Consider the following 16,811-nt stretch of genomic DNA (forward strand, 5'->3'; position numbering starts at 1 on the left):
CACCGAAACGATCAGAATCGCCGACAATAGCCAATCTTGTGGCGCTACTCGAAGCGGTGGACGTTGTCGCGGCGGTTCGATTCGAGGCTGCCCCGGCTGGTGATCGACACCGTCATCCACCTGATCGTGGACAAGCCCAGGGCCGGCCCGGACGGCAGCACGGCGTCCGCCACGCCTCCGTCCTGGGCCGCCCCGGCCAGTCGCTCAGTGTCGGTGCTGCGGCAGGACGAGCAGCGTCACGGAGTTCGCCGGGTACGTCGCGCTGACGCCGCCACGGGTCACCGGGAGATCCTCACCCCGGACGATCGAGGTAAGATCGGCCGGACCATAGGTGAACCGCTGCGCCTTGTCCCTGCCGTGGAATCCGGCGAGTGCCATCCGTGACGTCAGATCTTGGCCCGTCTTGTTGACCACCATGACGGTGAGCGCCTTGTCGGACGAGCGTTGTGCGGCGTAGACCGCGAGCTTCCCCTGGTCGCTGCTGACCGCCGACACGCTCACGTCCCCGAACCTGCTCCTGGCTCCGTCGTAGTTCCGGTACATCCGGAACGCGTACGCACCGGGGTCGGTCGGTCGCGGTTCGCCCCAGATGGTGGCCAGGTCCAGACCCTCGCGCCCGAAGATGCCGAGCACGTCAGCCTGCGCGAGCGCGCCGTTGATGTCGTCCAGCGCGCCCCAGTTGTATTCGGTGATGGCGACCTTCGTACCGGGGTAGTACTGCGCGACCCACGCCTTCATCTGGCGGATGAACTGCAACGGCGGCGCATTCACCCCGCCGGGACCGATCCACGACTCGTCCACGTACGTCGGATCCCACAACGACCGGGTGGACCGCAGTCGCAGCGCGTTGGCATCCGGGTCCTTACCCCCGCTGATCTGCGGGTAGTAGTGCTGGTCGAAGTAGTCGAGAAAGCGCTTCCCGCCATGGGCGTCGCTGAAGTCCTTCATGTTCTTCAGGTACCACTGGGACAGGTTGAGCCCGCCGTGCGCCGCCGCGTCCGCACCTGGCGCGCAGCCGTCCACGCCGGAGGCCACCCATTCGCAGTAGCCCCAGCCGGACGGGCCGAGGACCGCCGCACGGGGGTCGGCGGCCTTGATGGCCGCGGCGGTCGCCGTACCCTTGCCGCCCAGTTCGTCGTAGCTCACCGGCTCGGGATGCACGTCGCGGTGGGTGGAGTTCCACAGGACCGGCTCATTGTCGAGTTCGTAGATCGACACCCCGCCGCGTGCCGCCGGACCGAACTGCTTGACGAGATGGGACACCATCTCGCCCGCGAACGACGCGCCGGCCGGGATCGAGGTGTCCGTGGGGACCGCTCCGGTCAGGTTCGCGTCGGCGTGCCGGCCGTTGCCACAGTTGGGATCCCACTGGTCGAACGAGTCCTGCTCCGGAAAACGGGTGGCCGGGAAGCCGCAGGCGAACGGGTGCGACGAGGGCGAATCCTTCGCCACCCAGCCGATCAACGGCACGGCGACCACCTGTTTGGTCCCCTGGTCCCGGTTTCGCTGGACGAACGCCTCGACCGTGTTGTCGGGGCCGGCCACGATGTTCTCGAAGTACCAGTCGCTGCCCGTGTTGTAGGTGTGGTTCTTGAAGTTGTAGCGGCTGCTCGCGTTACCGCCCCAGCGGGCCACCGGCGTGCCGAGTTCAGCGACGAGCGCGGGGTCGCCACCGTTCATGCCGTAGATGTCGGGGCTGATCGCGTGCCGGGCGGCGGACGCGTCCACGGCCAGGGTGAGCCCGGCGGCGGCCGCCGGACCAGCGACCGCCGGTGCGGTCAACAGCCCCACCACGAGAGATCCGGCCACACCGATCGCCGTGGTCGGACGTGGCTTTCGCCGTCGTTGCACACCCATCAGAGACTCCCGCCGCCGATCAGCCCAGGACGGACCAAACTCGTATATATATTACTGATCGTCAATGTAATGTCAATTGCCAAGAATGCAATCGTGATCGTCGTGGTGGCACCGTTCAATTGCGCGGCGTTGAACTGACCGGCCTGCGGAGGCGTGAGGTGCCTGCGCAGGGTCCGACCAGGGACACGCCGAGACAGCAGCACAGCGAGCGGCCGCGGTAGCCGTCCCCGTCAGCACCACCCGAGGACGCTGAAGTCCGCGAGCACAGCGACCATCTGATCGGGGGCGATCCTGCGCCGGTGCCCGGTCAGCCCACGCCGAGAAGATCGCCGCCCCCTGTCCGGCATCAGGGTGAGTTGAGGTCAGCGGGTCAGACCGCGGTGGGCCACTCGTCCTGTCGCCAGTTCTTCTCCGGCGCCGCGAGGTGTGCCGCGCCTGAGCCGGCCAGGTAGGCGGCGACCGAGGTGGGTAGCACGTCCGGGTAGTCCGTGTTGCGGACGTCCCGCAGCGAGGCCGATCCGTCGAACATGGCGATCTGGTATTGCAGGGCAAGGTACTCGAACATGCTGGACGCCGTGAACTGGCGGCGGGCGATCTCCGCGCGTAGGTCCCGCAGGGTGCCCTTGCGCACCAGGTTCCACCGGCGTCCGGAGGCCGCTTCGACCTCGTTGCGAAGTTCCAGCATGGAGAGCTGCTGACCGACCACGTGCACCTCGCGGCCGGCGGTCCCGGGGTCGAGCGCGATCGCGGCCGTGTACGCGGCGGTGTCCGGGATCGTGGTGATGTCGATCGGACGGGTGCCGTCGCCCCACACCGAGAAGGTGCCTGCCACCGGGTCGAGGATCTCGTGGACGTCGGCGAGGAAGTACTCCGGGAACGCGCCGATCGACACCGACGTACGCGCGACCGTCGATGAGGCGAACTCGTCGGCGAACGTGCGGCGCAGGTCGGACAGCACGTTGACGCCGTACCCGTAACCGTAGAGGTTGATCGAGAAGTCCGACGGGATCATCCGGTGCACACCTGCGCGCTCCGCGGCCCGCAGCAGTTCCCGTTGCCCGTCGATGATGATCTCCGGGCCGCCCTGTACCGCGGAGACCACGACCTCCACGCCGTCGACGAGCGGCTGGAGCGCGGCGGCGCCGTCGGTCAGGTCGCCGACGTACGGCGTCAGGCGGGGATGGGTCGGCAGTTTGTGCTTCGACGACCCGCGGACCAGGGCCCGGACGTCGGCGCCTCGTTCCAGCAGGTTCTTCACGATCAGGCTCCCGAGGCTTCCGGTCGCACCTGCTACCAGGACTGTCGTCATTACTGCTCCTCAGGTTTCTCAGCTGCCCGCAGGCAGGCGCGTACGGCGCGGGATGCTGCCGAACTTTCCGGAGTGGAAGTCGCGGTAGGCCTGTTCGATCTCGGCCCGGGTGTTCATGACGAACGGGCCGCTGGCCACGACGGACTCACCGATCGGCCGGCCCGCGAACAGCAACACGGTGGTCCGCTCGTCCCCGTCGCCGGTGGCCAGCGTCAGTGTGGTCGGGTCTCCCTGACCGGACACCGGATCGGACCAGGCGGTCTGTCCGGCGCCCACGGTGCGGCCTCCGACGGTCAGCCGCCCCGCGATCACGTACGCGAAGGCGCGCTCGGCGCCGTCGATGACCTGCCGGTACTCGGTTCGCGGGTCGAGGGTGATCACCGCGCCGAGGATGGGCCACCGGTTGACCGCCGGACCACGTGCGGCCCCGGTTCCGCCCGAGATCACCTGGACGAGCACGCCCGGCTCGGTGTGCACGGCCTGCCGGCCGGCCCGTAGGTCCTGGTACCCGGTGGGGACGAACTTCAGGTGCGACGGCAGGTTGAGCCAGAGTTGGATCACGCGAGCGTGTTCGGCGCGGGCGGCGACCTCGCGGTGGATGACGCCCCGGCCCGCGGTCATCCACTGCACGTCGCCCGGCCCGAGCACTCCGGCGTTGCCCAGGGAGTCGCCGTGTTCGAGGGCACCGTCCAGGACCAGGGTCACGGTCTCCAGTCCGCGGTGCGGATGCCAGTCGAACCCCGGCTGGTTGACCAGTTCCTCTCCCATCAGCAGGAACGGGTCGGTCCAGGCGTCGTTGCCGGGGGCGATGGCCAGGGTGCTGCGCGCTGACATGGGCGTCGGGCCCAGGTCCACCTGGTCGACGACCCGATTCACCCGCCGGGCCACCGGTGCGGAAAGTGCGGTCATGATGCCTTGCCTCTCGTCGGTCGGAGGAAGCGTCCCGCTTGGCGGCGGTGTTGGCAAAGAGCACCAAAGTTGCTTACTTTGAAGAAGTGACTTCGCTATCCAGTACGACCGTCGACGAGGACAGCTGCCACCGCATCCTGCGCGCCATCGCCATCATCGGCGTCCGTTGGACCGGGCCGATCCTGCTCGCCGGGGCCCGCGGGGCACGCCGATTCAAGGAGTACCGGGCTCTCGTCCCGGGCATCTCCGATCCGCAACTGACTCTGCGGCTCAAACAGCTCCAGGAACGCGGGCTCATCACGCGCACCGTCGTTCCCAGCACCCCGGTCCAGATCACGTACGCCCTCACCGCCGACGCCAGAGAGCTGATCGCCGCCCTCCAACCCCTGTCGGACTGGAGCGAACGGAATCTCCCGAGCAGCGACGGGTGAGGTTCTACCCTCGAACTACTACTCGACGACCGCATCCCCGAGGCAGCAGTCGTTGCCCACGAACCCCCGGCACCAGCCTGAAACCAGCAATCGAAGATCCCCGCTGCCGGAGCGCCAGGTGCACCGACGTGTGCCCCGGTCCACGCGGGCGCGCAACGGTCCAACAGCTCCCGAGCACCCACCGAGACACCGAACCACCAACAGAGACACCAAAAGGCTCCGACCCAGGGTGAAACCCCAGGTCAGAGCCTTTTTGGTGGTGCGCCGCCAGGGACTCGAACCCCGAACCCGCGGATTAAGAGGTTGATCTTGATCGAGTCGTCTGGTCCAACGGGGTCGCGTGAGTCCATCTGTTCACGGTCGGGCCCCAGCTTCACGGGACGGCGTCCGACCCAGTCCATCGCGCGCTGGCCCCGTCCCATCGCGCCCGAGCACCCACGGAGACACCGCATGGATCATGACAACCAGCTGTCCACGGATCACGGTAGTCCCTGGCCATGCTCGCGCAGAATCACTCACACGGACTGGGCCCACTCTCACTCACCGATCCGGGGGGTCACGCGTACCTGAACGTCCTACAACGACGGTCGGTCGAGCCATGTCTCGACGCAAGGGCGGCACCTAGAGTGTTGCGGTGCTGACCCTCGGCGTCGACCTCGCAGCGGCGGACAAACGTACGGCGATGGCAACCATCGAATGGCTGTCGGACCGCGCAGTGGTGCAAGAGGTGGCCCTCGACGTCGGTGACGCCCAGATTGTCAAGGCCAGCCAGGACGCGGACAAGGTCGGGCTGGACTGCCCACTCGGCTGGCCGGAACCCTTCGTCGCGCTCGTCACAGCCCACCGGTCCGGCCACGTCACCGTCGCCGACGGCGATGCCGCACGGTGGCGGCGTCGTCTGGCCTACCGGTTGACCGACGAGGTGGTACGCGAGACGACCGGCCTCATTCCGCTCAGCGTCGCCGCGGACCGCATCGCTCATGCCGCCTTCCGGGGTGCCGGGCTGTTGGCGATGCTGGCCGCCGCCGGCCAGGACGTCGACCGTTGCGGCGACGGCAGAATCGTCGAGGTGTACCCGGCCGCGGCCCTGCGCCGCTGGGGGCTGACGTACCGCGGTTACAAGGGACGGGGTCAGAAGACGCAGCATGCCGACCTCGTGACCGCGCTCTGCGCGGCCGCACCCTGGCTCGAGCTGGGCGCTTCCGAGCCGCTGTGTCGCCGCAGCCACGACGCCTTCGACGCGGTCGTCGCGGCCCTCAACGCGCGGGCCGCCGCGATAGGCAGGACGATCCGGCCCGACGACGAACAGCGGCAGGTCGCAGGGGCCGAGGGCTGGATCGCCCTGCCCACGGGGCCGCTCAACGACCTTGCAGACGGCACCGGAACCGGCGGGAGGCGCTCATGACCTCGGGGCTGAGTTGGCTGGACACGTCTCGCGAGGATCAGCAACGCATGCGCGAGTTGCTCAAGCTCTTCAGCGACACGGAGAGCCGGGACGAGCTGGGCGTCGGTCAGGTCCGCGACGCGTTCAGCGACCTGCTGTTTCCCGGCACGTCGGTCCTGCAGAACCGGGCACGGTACCTGTTGGTCGTGCCCTGGTGTTACCAGGAGACGCAGAAGCGTGGGCCACGTGGTGACCGCCTCGCCGCGCGGGTCGACCGCAACGAGCGCAAGGTGATCGCCTCGCTGCTGCGCGGAGAAGACACGGAGGGCATGATCGGCAGGCGCGCCGGGGTCGGGGTCCGCACCCTGCCCTCGAACATCTACGCCGTTACTGCGCAAGCGGATCATCGACAGATCGGCTCCGCCTCGGCCAGCGCCACCGGGTCTGTCCCACGCGCATCACCATCCGCCCCAGGATGAAGGGCGGGATCGAGCAGGTGCGCCAGCACAGTGCCAGGCATTGCGTTCCCTGGCTCGGAACGCGCAGCGCTTCAGCCGCCTGCCCACAAGAGCGGACCAGGAAACCGACAATCGGCCGCTCGGCCCATAGGACTGCACCATGGGATCGACAACAATGAAGTCCGTCTTGGGGAGGTCATAGATGGTGGGGCTGTTCGACGGGTTCGAAGGCTATCGCGTGGTAAGCGAGGCCGAGTCGCGCCAGGCGTTGACCACCGCGCTAGTCGCGGTAGACGCAAACGTACTTCTCAACCTCTACCGCTACAACGCTCGCACGACGGCGGACCTGTTGACGATCTTCGAGAAGCTCGGTGACCGTCTCGTCGTGCCGTACCAGGCAATGCGCGAGTTCCACCGCAATCGTCTCCGGGCCATCGGCAATCCTGAACAGGCAACGGGCGAAGCGCGCGCCGCCTTGGAGAAGAGCCGGGCAACGGCAGCGCGGGCTCTCGAGACCTGGTCGAAGCACCTGGCCATCGACGACGCCGAACTGCAACGTTTGCATCTTGACATCGACGGCGTGTTCCAACGCCTGCGAGACGCGATCGACCGAGCCACGCCCGACCGCGTTCACCCCTCCACACCGGCCGACGCGGACCCGGTACTGAGCAGACTCTCCGAGCTCTTGTCCGGCAGGGTCCTCCCACGCCCCGAGGAAAAGGTCTGGGACGCGCTGATCGCCGAGGGCAATCAGCGCGTCGACGAACTCATTCCTCCAGGCTATCTAGACGCAGAAAAGGGCGACCAGTATCCGGAGGGCGCTGCCGGCGACTTCCTCGTCTACCGACAGGCATGCCACGAGGCGAAAGCGCGGGACATGGACCTCATCATCGTCACGAACGACGAGAAGGAGGACTGGTGGTGGCGCCGTGGACCAGACATGATCGGCCCGCGACAGGAGATGACGAAAGAGTTCTTCGACAGCACGGGGCACCGCCTGTTCCTGATGCGGGCCAGTGACCTGCTGAACCGATCCCAGGCTCTCGATGTCGAGGTCAATCCCGAGTCCGCCAGAGACGCCGACGTCAACCGTGCAGACATTCATGAGCTTGGCAAGTGGACGGCTGAAGCGGTGGACATGCTGCTTCAGAAGCTACGCGGCGAAGGACGAAGCGACCTGGCCGACGTGATCACTGCCGCCGCGTCCGCAGGCGGCACCATCAGTCGCGAAGACATCTATACCCTCTGCGGCTACCGCGAGGATCGCATGCTGCGCGGAATCACCCGCCCAACCACCCGGATCACCGGCGACCTGCAGGCCGCGAGGATCCTGCCGCCCTCCGTCACACCGATGATGAAGCCGGTTTACATCGACGCAGGTGCCTTGAGTGCCATCCGAATCCCGTCGGAGGTCGTGGACATCCTCGATCCGAACTCAACACCGCCCAGCCCAGGGCTGGATACAGAAGCGGCCGGCAAGTACCAACCCCTCGCTGACTATCTGGCGGCGCTGGATACCGAGTCGACATCGATGACCTTCGGTGAGATTGAAGACATCCTCGGCGACACGCTCGCACCCTCTGCCCGCAAGCACCTCCCCTACTGGTACTCCCCGCAAAACTCACTGGGCAAAGCGGTGGTATCGGCGGGATTCAAGGCTCGCGGTGTACGGATCGAGACTGAAACGGTCGAGTTCGTCCGGCGCTCCTAGGCCAATCGACCTGAGACGGCCGACCGCCGCGACGGAACGCCTGCGACGGCCTTGCAAGTCCGAACGACGCGGGCGGCGATAGTTGCTGTCGCCGCCCGTGACTCCGCGAAGTTCAGCCGGCGTTCACAAGGGCTAGCGGCCCCTACGAATCTGTCAACACCGGCCACCTTTGGTAGACCGGGCATTCCCACTGCTACTCCGCGCATTCGTGGACTGGCCGGATGGGGCAGGCACGCGACATGACGCCCGAAGCCGGGGTGCGACACTGGTCGATTGTGGCTGGCTCGAACGACTTTCGTCGCACCAGGTGCACCGGTCTTCCGCAGGCCGGTCGGGCACCATACGACCTGCCGGTTCACCTTCGCCAGCGCTACGTTGAACAGTTCATGCGACGGCTGTGGACAGCGGAACGGAACTAGGCACGGTGGCCGAGAAGGGCCGAGATTTGGCACCCCGTCGTGCTGGTCGGATCGACGCTTCGACGGCTTCTACATGCTGGACGATCGCTTCGCCCACTGCTTGAGCCAGCTTCGGCGGCACCGCATTGCCGATGAGCCGCCCAAGAGGAGCGAACTGCACCGGCTTTCCGGGAGCGACGAACTCGTAGTCACGCGGGAAACTCTGAAGGATCGCGGCTTCGCGCAGCGAGACGGCCCGGTCCTGTTCAGGATGGCCGAAGCGACCGGCTCCGAAGTTGTAGGACAGTGTCGTGATGGTGGGTGACGGCTCGTTCCACACCATGCGGGCATAGACGTTGCGGAAGGTGGATCCTGACGACCTACGATGACAGGGTGCGCGGAGCTCTTCCTGCCAGTCTTCCCAGGTGCCGCCTGGTTTCGAACTCTGGATTCTCTCCAGGTTGATCGGAGTCAGGCTGCGGCTCTTGTGGAGACGATCGGCAGGGTCGGTCTCACCATGTCGAAGGGGTGGAAGCTCACCGATGGCTTGTTCGACGGTAGGGTAGTCGGCTACCGCGACTCCACCCTTGGGTACGCGGATCTCGCCGAGGAGAGAGGCGACGAGAACCATGCGCCGTCGCTGCTGGGGGACTCCGTAGGCCGGGCAGTAGCAAGACTCGTACCGCACCCGGTAGCCGAGTTCCTCGAGCTTGGCAACGAATGTCTGGAAGATCGGAGTGCTGCCGATGCGGGGAACGTTCTCCATGGTGACGATCTCGGGCATGGCACCCTCGACCAGACGACTGACTTCGTCGATCAATGGCCACTGTGCTTCCTGCGACGTGTCGGTGCCGCGGCGGTACGAGGAGAACGGCTGGCAGGGTGCACATCCAGCCAGAACACGGATCGCCCCTTTCGGCCACATCGCGCTGAGTTCATCGGCGTCCAGGTCGCGTACGTCCTTTTTGCGGAAGGGGGCGCGGACATTGACCTGATAGGGATACTCGCAGGCCGGATCGATGTCGAAACCTGCAGCGATACCGACACCAGCCGTTTTGAGCCCGTACGACAAGCCCCCCACGCCGCAGAACAGGTCGACTGCAGAGATCTTGACGGTACGCGGGGCCATGCCAGCGACTGTAGTGGGTCGACGGGCACCGGCACCGACCGGCTTCGAGGGTCGTACCTTCGGCCCCGGTTCGGCGGCGGATGGTCGGATCACGGACAGCTACACGACAGGGATGCCTCCAGAATCCTGGTCGACTGATAGGAATGCTCGCATCTGATCCCGACCGATGCCAGGCGCCACCGTCACGATCGGAGGGTCGAGCCCCTACCGCAGCTAAAACGCATGTTCGATTCGCCTGCTTTGTCACACTCCGGCTCTACGCTCGGATCCTCGTAGAGGGGGAGGGATTCATGGCTACGGCCACACGGTCTTCCACCAGCTTTCCGCCAGCCCTGGTCGACGAGCTGCGAGAGATCGTCGATCGCCACGACAGGAACCGGGTGCAGTCCATGGTGACGGCCTTCGTCGCTCGCCATCGCCTGACCCACGGAGATGTCGACGACCTGCTGGCGCTGTTGACCAGGCAGCGAACGTCGGGTTACCAGGCGGTTTCGTCGAGCGGTTCCGTGGTCCAGCCCTCCACGTCGCCCGACCCCGCACCTGCGGACCTGGCCGGAAGCCACGTGGCTGGAGGTGAACCGCACGAGTTCTCGACTGCAAGCGGGGCAGCCCCGGGGCAGTCACCGGACGAGGCGACGACTGACGACGGCCCGGACTGGCTGTTCGGTGATGCTCCCGAGCAGCCTGCCTCGTCGGCATCCGACGGTGCGGTGGGGGCAGCGTTCGAGGATCTACTCGGTGACTGGTTTCGCACCGGGGGGAAGCTGACGCGCGCCGAGGTCGCCTTGATCGCGACACGACGGGCACTGTCCGCAGGACAACACGGCGAACTGCTGCGTCTGCTGGAGGAGGCCGGCGTCGAGTTACCCGCTGCTGCCGACACGCGTCCGGCGAGATCCGCCGTGAAGGGCTACGAGCTGCACGGGGACACGGTCCGCCAGTATTTGGGGACCATCGGCCGGTACCGGCTGATCGGTGCCGAGCGTGAGGTGGAACTGTGGTCGCTGATGAAGCAGGGCGAGTCGGCACGACGCACACTCGAAGGCGGGTGGGGCGAACTGTCACGCGCGGAGCGGCGAGCCTTGCGTCACCGGATCGAGGAAGGCCGTGAAGCGCACGCCGAGCTGGTGTGTGCGAATCTACGGCTCGTGGTGTCGATCGCGAAAGCCAAGCAGTACGACGGCAGGGGTGTCGAGTTCGCCGACCGGATCCAGGAGGGCAACCTGGGACTGATGCACGCGGCCCACCTCTTCGACGGCTCCAAGGGATACAAGTTCTCGACCTATGCGACCTGGTGGATAAGGCAGCACATCGAACGCGGCATCGCCAACCACGGCCGCACGGTCCGCATACCCGTCCATTTCATGGAGCAGATGCGGAAGGTCGACAAGGCCGTCCGCAAACTCACGGCGCGACTCGATCGGGCACCCACGCTGTCGGAACTCGCCGACGAGACGGGACTGGATCCCGGCAAGGTGCAGGCGACGTTGGACCACTCACGTCCAGAGGTCAGTCTCGACGATCTACTCGGTGACGAGGGCGACCTGCGACGGTCGGACCTCCTCGTTGCCGAGCAGGAGCGTGACGGCCGCACGGACCCGGCGGAGATCGTCTGCCATGCGATGTTCCATGCGGATGTCGAGCGCACCCTGCGGCAGGCGCTGCCGGAGCGAGCCGTGTGCGTGCTCAGACGGCGGTTCGGCCTCGGCACCGACGAGCAGGAAACCCTCGACGAGATCGGGGCCGACTACGGTGTCACCCGCGAGCGGATCCGACAGATTCAGGCGAAGGCGTTGAAGACGCTTCGGGAGCACGCGGCCGCGGCGGCGCTGCGCGCGTACGTGACCGAGGCACCCCTGGCCGCGGTTTCCCGGAGTGGTGACGAGGAGAAGACGTGACGAGCTACGGCAAGGGCCAGCCGCTGGCGGAGGCGTGCGACCGATTCGTCACTTGGTTGGATGGTCGGGTGGTGGCGGCCGGCCGGGGTGACGGTCTGGAACGGTTGGAGGTAGCGCCCTCCGGAACGTTCTGGCTCGGCCGATTGGCCTGCGAGGACGAGGTTCGCAAGGGTGCGGGCGACGACCGGTCGGAGCGCCTGGACCCCTGCGCGATCGGCGTCCGGTTCCGTCCGGAGGGGCCGGCACCGTGGTCGGCGACGGTGACGGTACGGGCTCGGGCGTGGGTGAAGGATCCGAAGGACGGTCCCGATCCCGAGCGCCGGTGGTGGAGGAGCGGTCTGGCCGAGGAGAAGGTCCCGCTCGTCGTCGACGCCGCCGGGGGGACCTTCGGTGCCAAGCAGTTGGAGGGTGCTTTCGCAGCGGTCGGTGCACCCGGATTGTGCGCAGAGGTGCGCGTCGAGGTAGAGGACTGGCACCGCAGTCCCGAACTGGTGGTGCAGCTGGTGAACACCAGCCCGCAGAAGGCCCCGGGGCTGACCGATTCCCATCTCTACGAGACGCAGTTGGAGGTGGCGGGGCTCGGCACGGTGCCGTTCGAGCTGGAGGCCCTGCCGGACAGCTTCCGCTACGACCGGCGGGTGCCGGCATACGGCATCAACGTGGGCGTCGAGGTGGTGGCTCCCGGGGTGTTCCGTACCACCGACACCGTCGGTGTGCAGACCTTCCGGCCGGAGTACTGGAACAGCCCTCGTCCCCAGCCCGATCTTTCCTTCGCTCGCCTCGCCGCCGATCCGATCCCGGTCCTCACCGACCTGGTGGACGCACTCGACGAGTACGACCAAACGCACTGGTCCACGGTCGCCTTGGACGAACGCCACCTGGCCGATGGCTGGACGGATGCGATGCGCGCCGAAGCGGACCGGTCGGCTGCCGACGTGTTCGACGAGCTCGCTCGGCTGCGTGCCGGCCTGGAGTTGGTCCGGACGCGCCCGGAGATCCGACGCTCGTTCCAGCTCATGAACGAGGCGATCGGGCTGAGCGCCAAGGGGCGTGGTTACCGTACGTGGCGCGCGTTCCAGGTGGGATTCCTGCTCTCCGCCATCCGGTTCCTCGCCGAGCCGGCTGAGGAGGCCGATCACGTCGACACCGTGTGGTTCGCCACCGGCGGTGGCAAGACCGAGACGTATCTGGGTCTGCTGCTGACCACGGCGTTCTTCGACCGGTTGACCGGGAAGCGTACGGGTGTGACCGCGTGGTCGCGCTTCCCGCTACGCCTGCTGAGCCTGCAGCAGACCCAGCGTTTCGCCGATGCGCTCGCCGGCGCGGAACTGGTCCGTCAAGATCAGGAGGACCTGCGCCGGACCGCGCCGTTCAGTCTCGGCTTCCTCGTCGGTCAGGCCGGCACCCCGAACAAGATCGTTCCCAAGCCGGAGAACGACGAGATCGGACCGGACAGCCCGGGAATGCCGGAGAAGTACCGGGTGCTGCTGCACTGCCCGTTCTGCCGGGACGAACGCCTGAGCATGAAGTTCGACCGGAAGCGATGGAAGCTGGAGCACCACTGCACCAACCAGGCGTGCCCCTGGCAGCGGGGTCCGCTACCGGTCTACGTCGTCGACCAGGAGGTGTTCCGTTTCCTGCCGACGGTGGTCGTCGGCACCCTCGACAAGGCGGCGTCGATCGGCCTGCAGCAGGCCATGCGAGGGCTCATCGGTCCGCCGCAGAAGCTCTGCTCCGAGGAGTGGCACGGGTTCACCTACTCGACCCGGTCGAAGTCCCCCAACGGCTGCCTCGTTCCCGACTGCCAAGGCACCCTCAAGGCGCTGCCAATGGCCGCGGAGCGGTTCGGTCCGTCGCTTCGCCTGCAGGACGAGCTGCACCTGCTACGCGACAGCCTGGGCGCGGTCGACTCGCACTACGAGAGCCTGTTGGACCATCTGCAGGACAAGCTGTGCGGCACCCGCGCCAAGATCGTCGCCAGTAGTGCGACCCTGACCGGGTACGACCATCAGGTCAGGATCCTGTATCGGCGCAAGGGGCGAGTCTTCCCGCAGCCGGGGCCCCGAGCAGGCGAGTCCTTCTGGACCGCGCCAGTCACCGCCAAACTACGGCGCTTCGTCGCCGTGGCACCGCGTGGCGTCACGCTGGAGCACGTCAGCGACCGGACCTTGGACGCCCTGCAGCGATGCGTCCGGGAGCTGCTGAACGACCCGAAGACCGTGTGTGCGGAAGCCGGGATCGATCCGGGGCACGCGGAGAAGCTGCTGAGCATCTACGGCACCGACGTCGTCTACGGCTCGACTCTCTACGACGTGGAGGCCGCCGGCCGGAGCCTCGGCAGCAACAACACCGTCGACGGCATCAACGTCGAACAGCTGACCGGTCAGACCGACTTCGACGAGGTCCGCAACATCCTCGAGCGGTTGGAGAAGCCGGAGGACGCGTTCGAGGACCGCATCCACGTGATCGCCGCCAGCTCGATGCTGTCCCACGGTGTCGACGTCGACCGGCTCAACACGATGGTCATGCTGGGTCTTCCGCTGACCACGGCCGAGTTCATCCAGACCACGGCCCGCGTCGGTCGCCGGTACCCCGGTCTGGTGTACGTCCTCCACAAGATCGGTCGTGAGCGTGACGCCCAGACGTTCCGACACTTCGACAAGTACGTGAGCCAGGGCGACCGGTTCGTCGACGCCATTCCGATCACCCGTCGCAGCAGGCGGGTGCTGGCCCTCACGATGCCCGGTGTGGTGGCGGCGCGGATCCTGATGCTCGTGGAGCCGGCCAGCAAGCAGCGGCTGAGCACTCCGGTGAAGCTCCGACAGTACGCTCGCGACGCCGGGCTCACTCCGGCCGACGAAGCGGCGTCGGTGGCAGCGGTCCTCGGGTTCGACGGGCCGGAGGATTCCCTGCACCAGCAGCAGATCGTCGAATGGGTTCAGGAGTGGTTCGCCGACCTTGAGGACCCTGCCAGCAAGGCCAGGTTCATCGGCCAGATCGGCAGCCCGTCTCCGATGACGAGCCTGCGCGACGTCGAAGCCCAGGCCCCGATCCACGACTGAAGGCGGACGAGATGACGATCCTGGGATCCCGCAGTGGCAGCCAGATCCTGCGGACCTTCCTGCCGGCTCAGACGGTCGACTTGCGCGGTGACATCTACCGGGTCGACGAGTGGTCGGCGCCGAGTCCGATCGAGGTCGACTCCGAGCGGGTTCGCTGGAGCCTACTGAGCGAGATCGGTGCCTGGAGCGCCCACGACAAGGACAGCGGCATGGCCGCCGACTTGCTGCGCAAGGTGCCGGTGGAGGTGGTCGAACTCGACGAGCGCCGTGGCGTCACGGTGGAGCGGTACCCGCGAGTCTGGTTGTGTCGGGCCTGCAAGCGCATCGGGAAGTCCGAGGAAGCCCGCTGCAGGTGCGGCAAACGAGCGTGGGGGCAGTTGCACTTCGTCGGCGTGCACGAGTGCGGAGCCGTCACGGAGCCCTGGATCAGACGTTGCCCTCAACACGACGACGTACAGGTGGTCATCCCGAAGAGCGCCAAGGCGACGGACATCCGCTTCGTCTGCCCGACCTGCCGAACGGAGACCATGCAGGGGCTCGGCTACGGGCGCAAGTGCGCGTGCGGTGACGGCACCGTGCGGTGGAACGTGCACAAGGCCCGGATGGTCTACGTGCCCCGCGGCATGGTGCTGATCAACCCGCCGCGCCCGGAGCACCGCGAGAACCTGAAGCTCGCGGGCGGCCCCCGCAAGGCTCTCGTCTGGGTGGTCGATGGCCTGACCGCAGTTCGACCCGCCGACGTGACCGCGAAGCAGACCCGCGAGGAACTCGTCGGACAGTTGATCTCCAGTGGCATGGCTCCGGACATCGCGGAGCAGATGGCGAACCTGGCCGAGGCGGGGGGCCAGTTGGCCAAGGCCGGCGACCACCCTGTCGACCGGTTGTCGCCGCAACGTCGCGACGTGGCCGAGCGGGCCGCCGTCGACATCGCGATGGCCCTGGCGGAAAGTCGGATGCCGACGACGGCCCTCCACGCACCCGACTCCGACGATCCGCTCGAAAGGCGCTACCGGGAGGACTACCCGCCCGCGCTACAGCGGGCCGGCATCGACGGCCTCGACCTGGTCGACAAGTTCCCGGTACTCAACGCCATGTACGGCTACACCCGTGGCGAGGACGATCCCTCGAAGTGCCGACTGGTGCCGTTCCGGCGCAAGCGCAGCGGCTACCGGCTCTACGGCAACCTGGCGGAGACCGAGGCCTTCCTGATCCGCCTCGACCCGGTACGCGTGGCGACATGGTTGTCCGGCCGAGGTCACCGCCTTCCCGGCTGGACCTCCGAGTCGACCGACGCCCTCGCGGCGCGCGTGGCGATCCTGGAGTCGGCGGTCGTCCCTACCAAGCGAGACGATCCCACCGTGGAGTCGGTCGGCTCCGACGTGCTCAAGTTGATCCACACCTACGCGCACAGGTTCATCCGGCAGACGGCGGTCTTCGCGGGCATCGAGCGCGACGCACTCAGCGAGTACCTGGTGCCCGAGCATCTCGGCTTCGTCGTGTACGCCGCAGCTCGTGGTGATTTCGTGCTCGGCGGGATGCAGGCGGTCTTCGAGTCCAACCTCGACTCCCTGCTGACCGCCTTCGTCGACGCCGAGCACCGGTGCCCCCTGGACCCGGGCTGCAGCATCGGCAGCGGCGCCTGCACTGCCTGCGTCCACCTCGGTGAGCCGTCGTGCCGGTTCTTCAACCGGTTCCTCGACCGTGGCGTGCTGTTCGGAAAGGGCGGCTTCCTTCGTACCTCGGTCACCGCCCGATAGTCGTCACCCGGCGTCGCCACTCGGCCTGGACCAGGTCGGCGGCGGCGTCGATGGCTTCGTGCTCCCACACGTGCAGCACGGTCCACCCCAACTCGGCGAGAGCGGCGTCCTTGGCGCGGTCGCGCGCGACGTTGCGGTCGAGCTTGGCCTGCCACCACTCGCGGTTGTTGCGGGGGACGGTTCCGTGCTGCGGGCAGCGGTGCCAGAAGCAACCGTCGACGAAGACGGCGATCTTGGCACGGCTGAAGGCCACGTCGGGCCGCCCGGGCAGGTCCGGGTGGTTGACCCTGAACCTCAGCCCTCGCCGGTGCAGCTCACGGCGGAGTGCCAGTTCGGGCTTGGTGGAGGTGCGGGGCTGCCGGCGCATGCGGACCGACGTGGCGGCGTCGAGCGGTGTCGGCACAGTCGACTTTCGGACCATACTCTCGGCCCCTCTGCGGAATCGTGAATGATCGTGCACGGTTAGGCTTTCGCCGGGTAACGACCCGAGACTTGTTCGGTGTCGTTT

Annotated in this window: 13 protein-coding genes; 7 read left to right on the forward strand and 6 right to left on the reverse strand. The window is 67.2% G+C overall.

Annotated elements, in window-relative coordinates; genetic code table 11:
* Window positions 1–44: 44 nt before the first annotated feature.
* From ACIG87_RS28705 to ACIG87_RS28720, 4 genes are all read right to left on the reverse strand, one after another.
* Window positions 45–173, reverse strand: a complete 129-nt coding sequence (locus ACIG87_RS28705) for a hypothetical protein (RefSeq protein ID WP_396854735.1) — start codon at window positions 171–173, stop codon at window positions 45–47.
* 31 nt (window positions 174–204) lie between these two features.
* Window positions 205–1,809: a glycoside hydrolase family 44 protein gene (locus tag ACIG87_RS28710; RefSeq protein WP_396854736.1), complete on the reverse strand. Its 1,605-nt coding sequence runs from the start codon at window positions 1,807–1,809 to the stop codon at window positions 205–207.
* A 418-nt stretch (window positions 1,810–2,227) separates the two neighbouring features.
* Window positions 2,228–3,166, reverse strand: coding sequence for an NmrA family NAD(P)-binding protein (locus ACIG87_RS28715; RefSeq protein WP_396854737.1), 939 nt, complete (start codon window positions 3,164–3,166; stop codon window positions 2,228–2,230).
* Between the two features lie 18 nt (window positions 3,167–3,184).
* Window positions 3,185–4,075, reverse strand: coding sequence for a pirin family protein (locus ACIG87_RS28720; protein ID WP_396854738.1), 891 nt, complete (start codon window positions 4,073–4,075; stop codon window positions 3,185–3,187).
* Window positions 4,076–4,122: 47 nt separating this feature from the next.
* Between ACIG87_RS28720 and ACIG87_RS28725 the strand changes: the two genes are divergently transcribed.
* From ACIG87_RS28725 to ACIG87_RS28740, 4 genes are all read left to right on the forward strand, one after another.
* Complete coding sequence (locus ACIG87_RS28725) at window positions 4,123–4,506, forward strand: winged helix-turn-helix transcriptional regulator (RefSeq protein WP_396854757.1); 384 nt, start codon at window positions 4,123–4,125, stop codon at window positions 4,504–4,506.
* Window positions 4,507–5,140: 634 nt separating this feature from the next.
* A complete protein-coding gene (locus tag ACIG87_RS28730; RefSeq protein ID WP_396854739.1) occupies window positions 5,141–5,911 on the forward strand; it encodes a DUF429 domain-containing protein in 771 nt (256 codons plus the stop codon).
* Complete coding sequence (locus ACIG87_RS28735; protein WP_396854740.1) at window positions 5,908–6,369, forward strand: DUF6361 family protein; 462 nt, start codon at window positions 5,908–5,910, stop codon at window positions 6,367–6,369. Before ACIG87_RS28730 ends, ACIG87_RS28735 begins: the two co-directional genes overlap by 4 nt.
* 181 nt (window positions 6,370–6,550) lie before the next feature.
* The gene (locus tag ACIG87_RS28740) at window positions 6,551–8,059 is read left to right on the forward strand and encodes a PIN-like domain-containing protein (RefSeq protein ID WP_396854741.1); all 1,509 of its coding nucleotides are present in this window, start codon (window positions 6,551–6,553) and stop codon (window positions 8,057–8,059) included.
* Between the two features lie 384 nt (window positions 8,060–8,443).
* Here ACIG87_RS28740 and ACIG87_RS28745 read toward each other — a convergent pair whose 3' ends face one another.
* The gene (locus ACIG87_RS28745) at window positions 8,444–9,586 is read right to left on the reverse strand and encodes a DNA cytosine methyltransferase (protein WP_396854742.1); all 1,143 of its coding nucleotides are present in this window, start codon (window positions 9,584–9,586) and stop codon (window positions 8,444–8,446) included.
* A 290-nt stretch (window positions 9,587–9,876) separates the two neighbouring features.
* On the opposite strand from ACIG87_RS28745, the gene ACIG87_RS28750 reads away from it, so the two are divergent.
* From ACIG87_RS28750 to ACIG87_RS28760, 3 genes are read left to right on the forward strand one after another with little or no spacing between them, the layout of a single operon-like run.
* The gene (locus ACIG87_RS28750) at window positions 9,877–11,484 is read left to right on the forward strand and encodes an RNA polymerase sigma factor RpoD/SigA (RefSeq protein WP_396854743.1); all 1,608 of its coding nucleotides are present in this window, start codon (window positions 9,877–9,879) and stop codon (window positions 11,482–11,484) included.
* On the forward strand, window positions 11,481–14,546 hold the full coding sequence (locus ACIG87_RS28755) for a helicase-related protein (protein ID WP_396854744.1): 3,066 nt from the start codon (window positions 11,481–11,483) through the stop codon (window positions 14,544–14,546). Before ACIG87_RS28750 ends, ACIG87_RS28755 begins: the two co-directional genes overlap by 4 nt.
* An 11-nt stretch (window positions 14,547–14,557) precedes the next feature.
* Window positions 14,558–16,303, forward strand: a complete 1,746-nt coding sequence (locus ACIG87_RS28760) for a hypothetical protein (RefSeq protein WP_396854745.1) — start codon at window positions 14,558–14,560, stop codon at window positions 16,301–16,303.
* Here the strand turns inward: ACIG87_RS28760 and ACIG87_RS28765 are convergent.
* A complete protein-coding gene (locus ACIG87_RS28765; protein ID WP_396854746.1) occupies window positions 16,290–16,724 on the reverse strand; it encodes a very short patch repair endonuclease in 435 nt (144 codons plus the stop codon). The genes ACIG87_RS28760 and ACIG87_RS28765 overlap by 14 nt on opposite strands.
* Window positions 16,725–16,811 lie beyond the last annotated feature (87 nt).

The sequence above is a fragment of the Micromonospora sp. NPDC051925 genome (genome assembly GCF_044548625.1).
GTDB lineage: Bacteria > Actinomycetota > Actinomycetes > Mycobacteriales > Micromonosporaceae > Micromonospora.

Coding starts and splice junctions, on each gene's coding strand:
- ACIG87_RS28715 (WP_396854737.1), bottom strand. CDS start 3,166: ATGACGACAGTCCTGGTAGCAGGTGCGACCGGAAGCCTCGGGAGCCTG.
- ACIG87_RS28720 (WP_396854738.1), bottom strand. CDS start 4,075: ATGACCGCACTTTCCGCACCGGTGGCCCGGCGGGTGAATCGGGTCGTC.
- ACIG87_RS28735 (WP_396854740.1), top strand. CDS start 5,908: ATGACCTCGGGGCTGAGTTGGCTGGACACGTCTCGCGAGGATCAGCAA.
- ACIG87_RS28740 (WP_396854741.1), top strand. CDS start 6,551: ATGGTGGGGCTGTTCGACGGGTTCGAAGGCTATCGCGTGGTAAGCGAG.
- ACIG87_RS28745 (WP_396854742.1), bottom strand. CDS start 9,586: ATGGCCCCGCGTACCGTCAAGATCTCTGCAGTCGACCTGTTCTGCGGC.
- ACIG87_RS28750 (WP_396854743.1), top strand. CDS start 9,877: ATGGCTACGGCCACACGGTCTTCCACCAGCTTTCCGCCAGCCCTGGTC.
- ACIG87_RS28760 (WP_396854745.1), top strand. CDS start 14,558: ATGACGATCCTGGGATCCCGCAGTGGCAGCCAGATCCTGCGGACCTTC.
- ACIG87_RS28765 (WP_396854746.1), bottom strand. CDS start 16,724: ATGGTCCGAAAGTCGACTGTGCCGACACCGCTCGACGCCGCCACGTCG.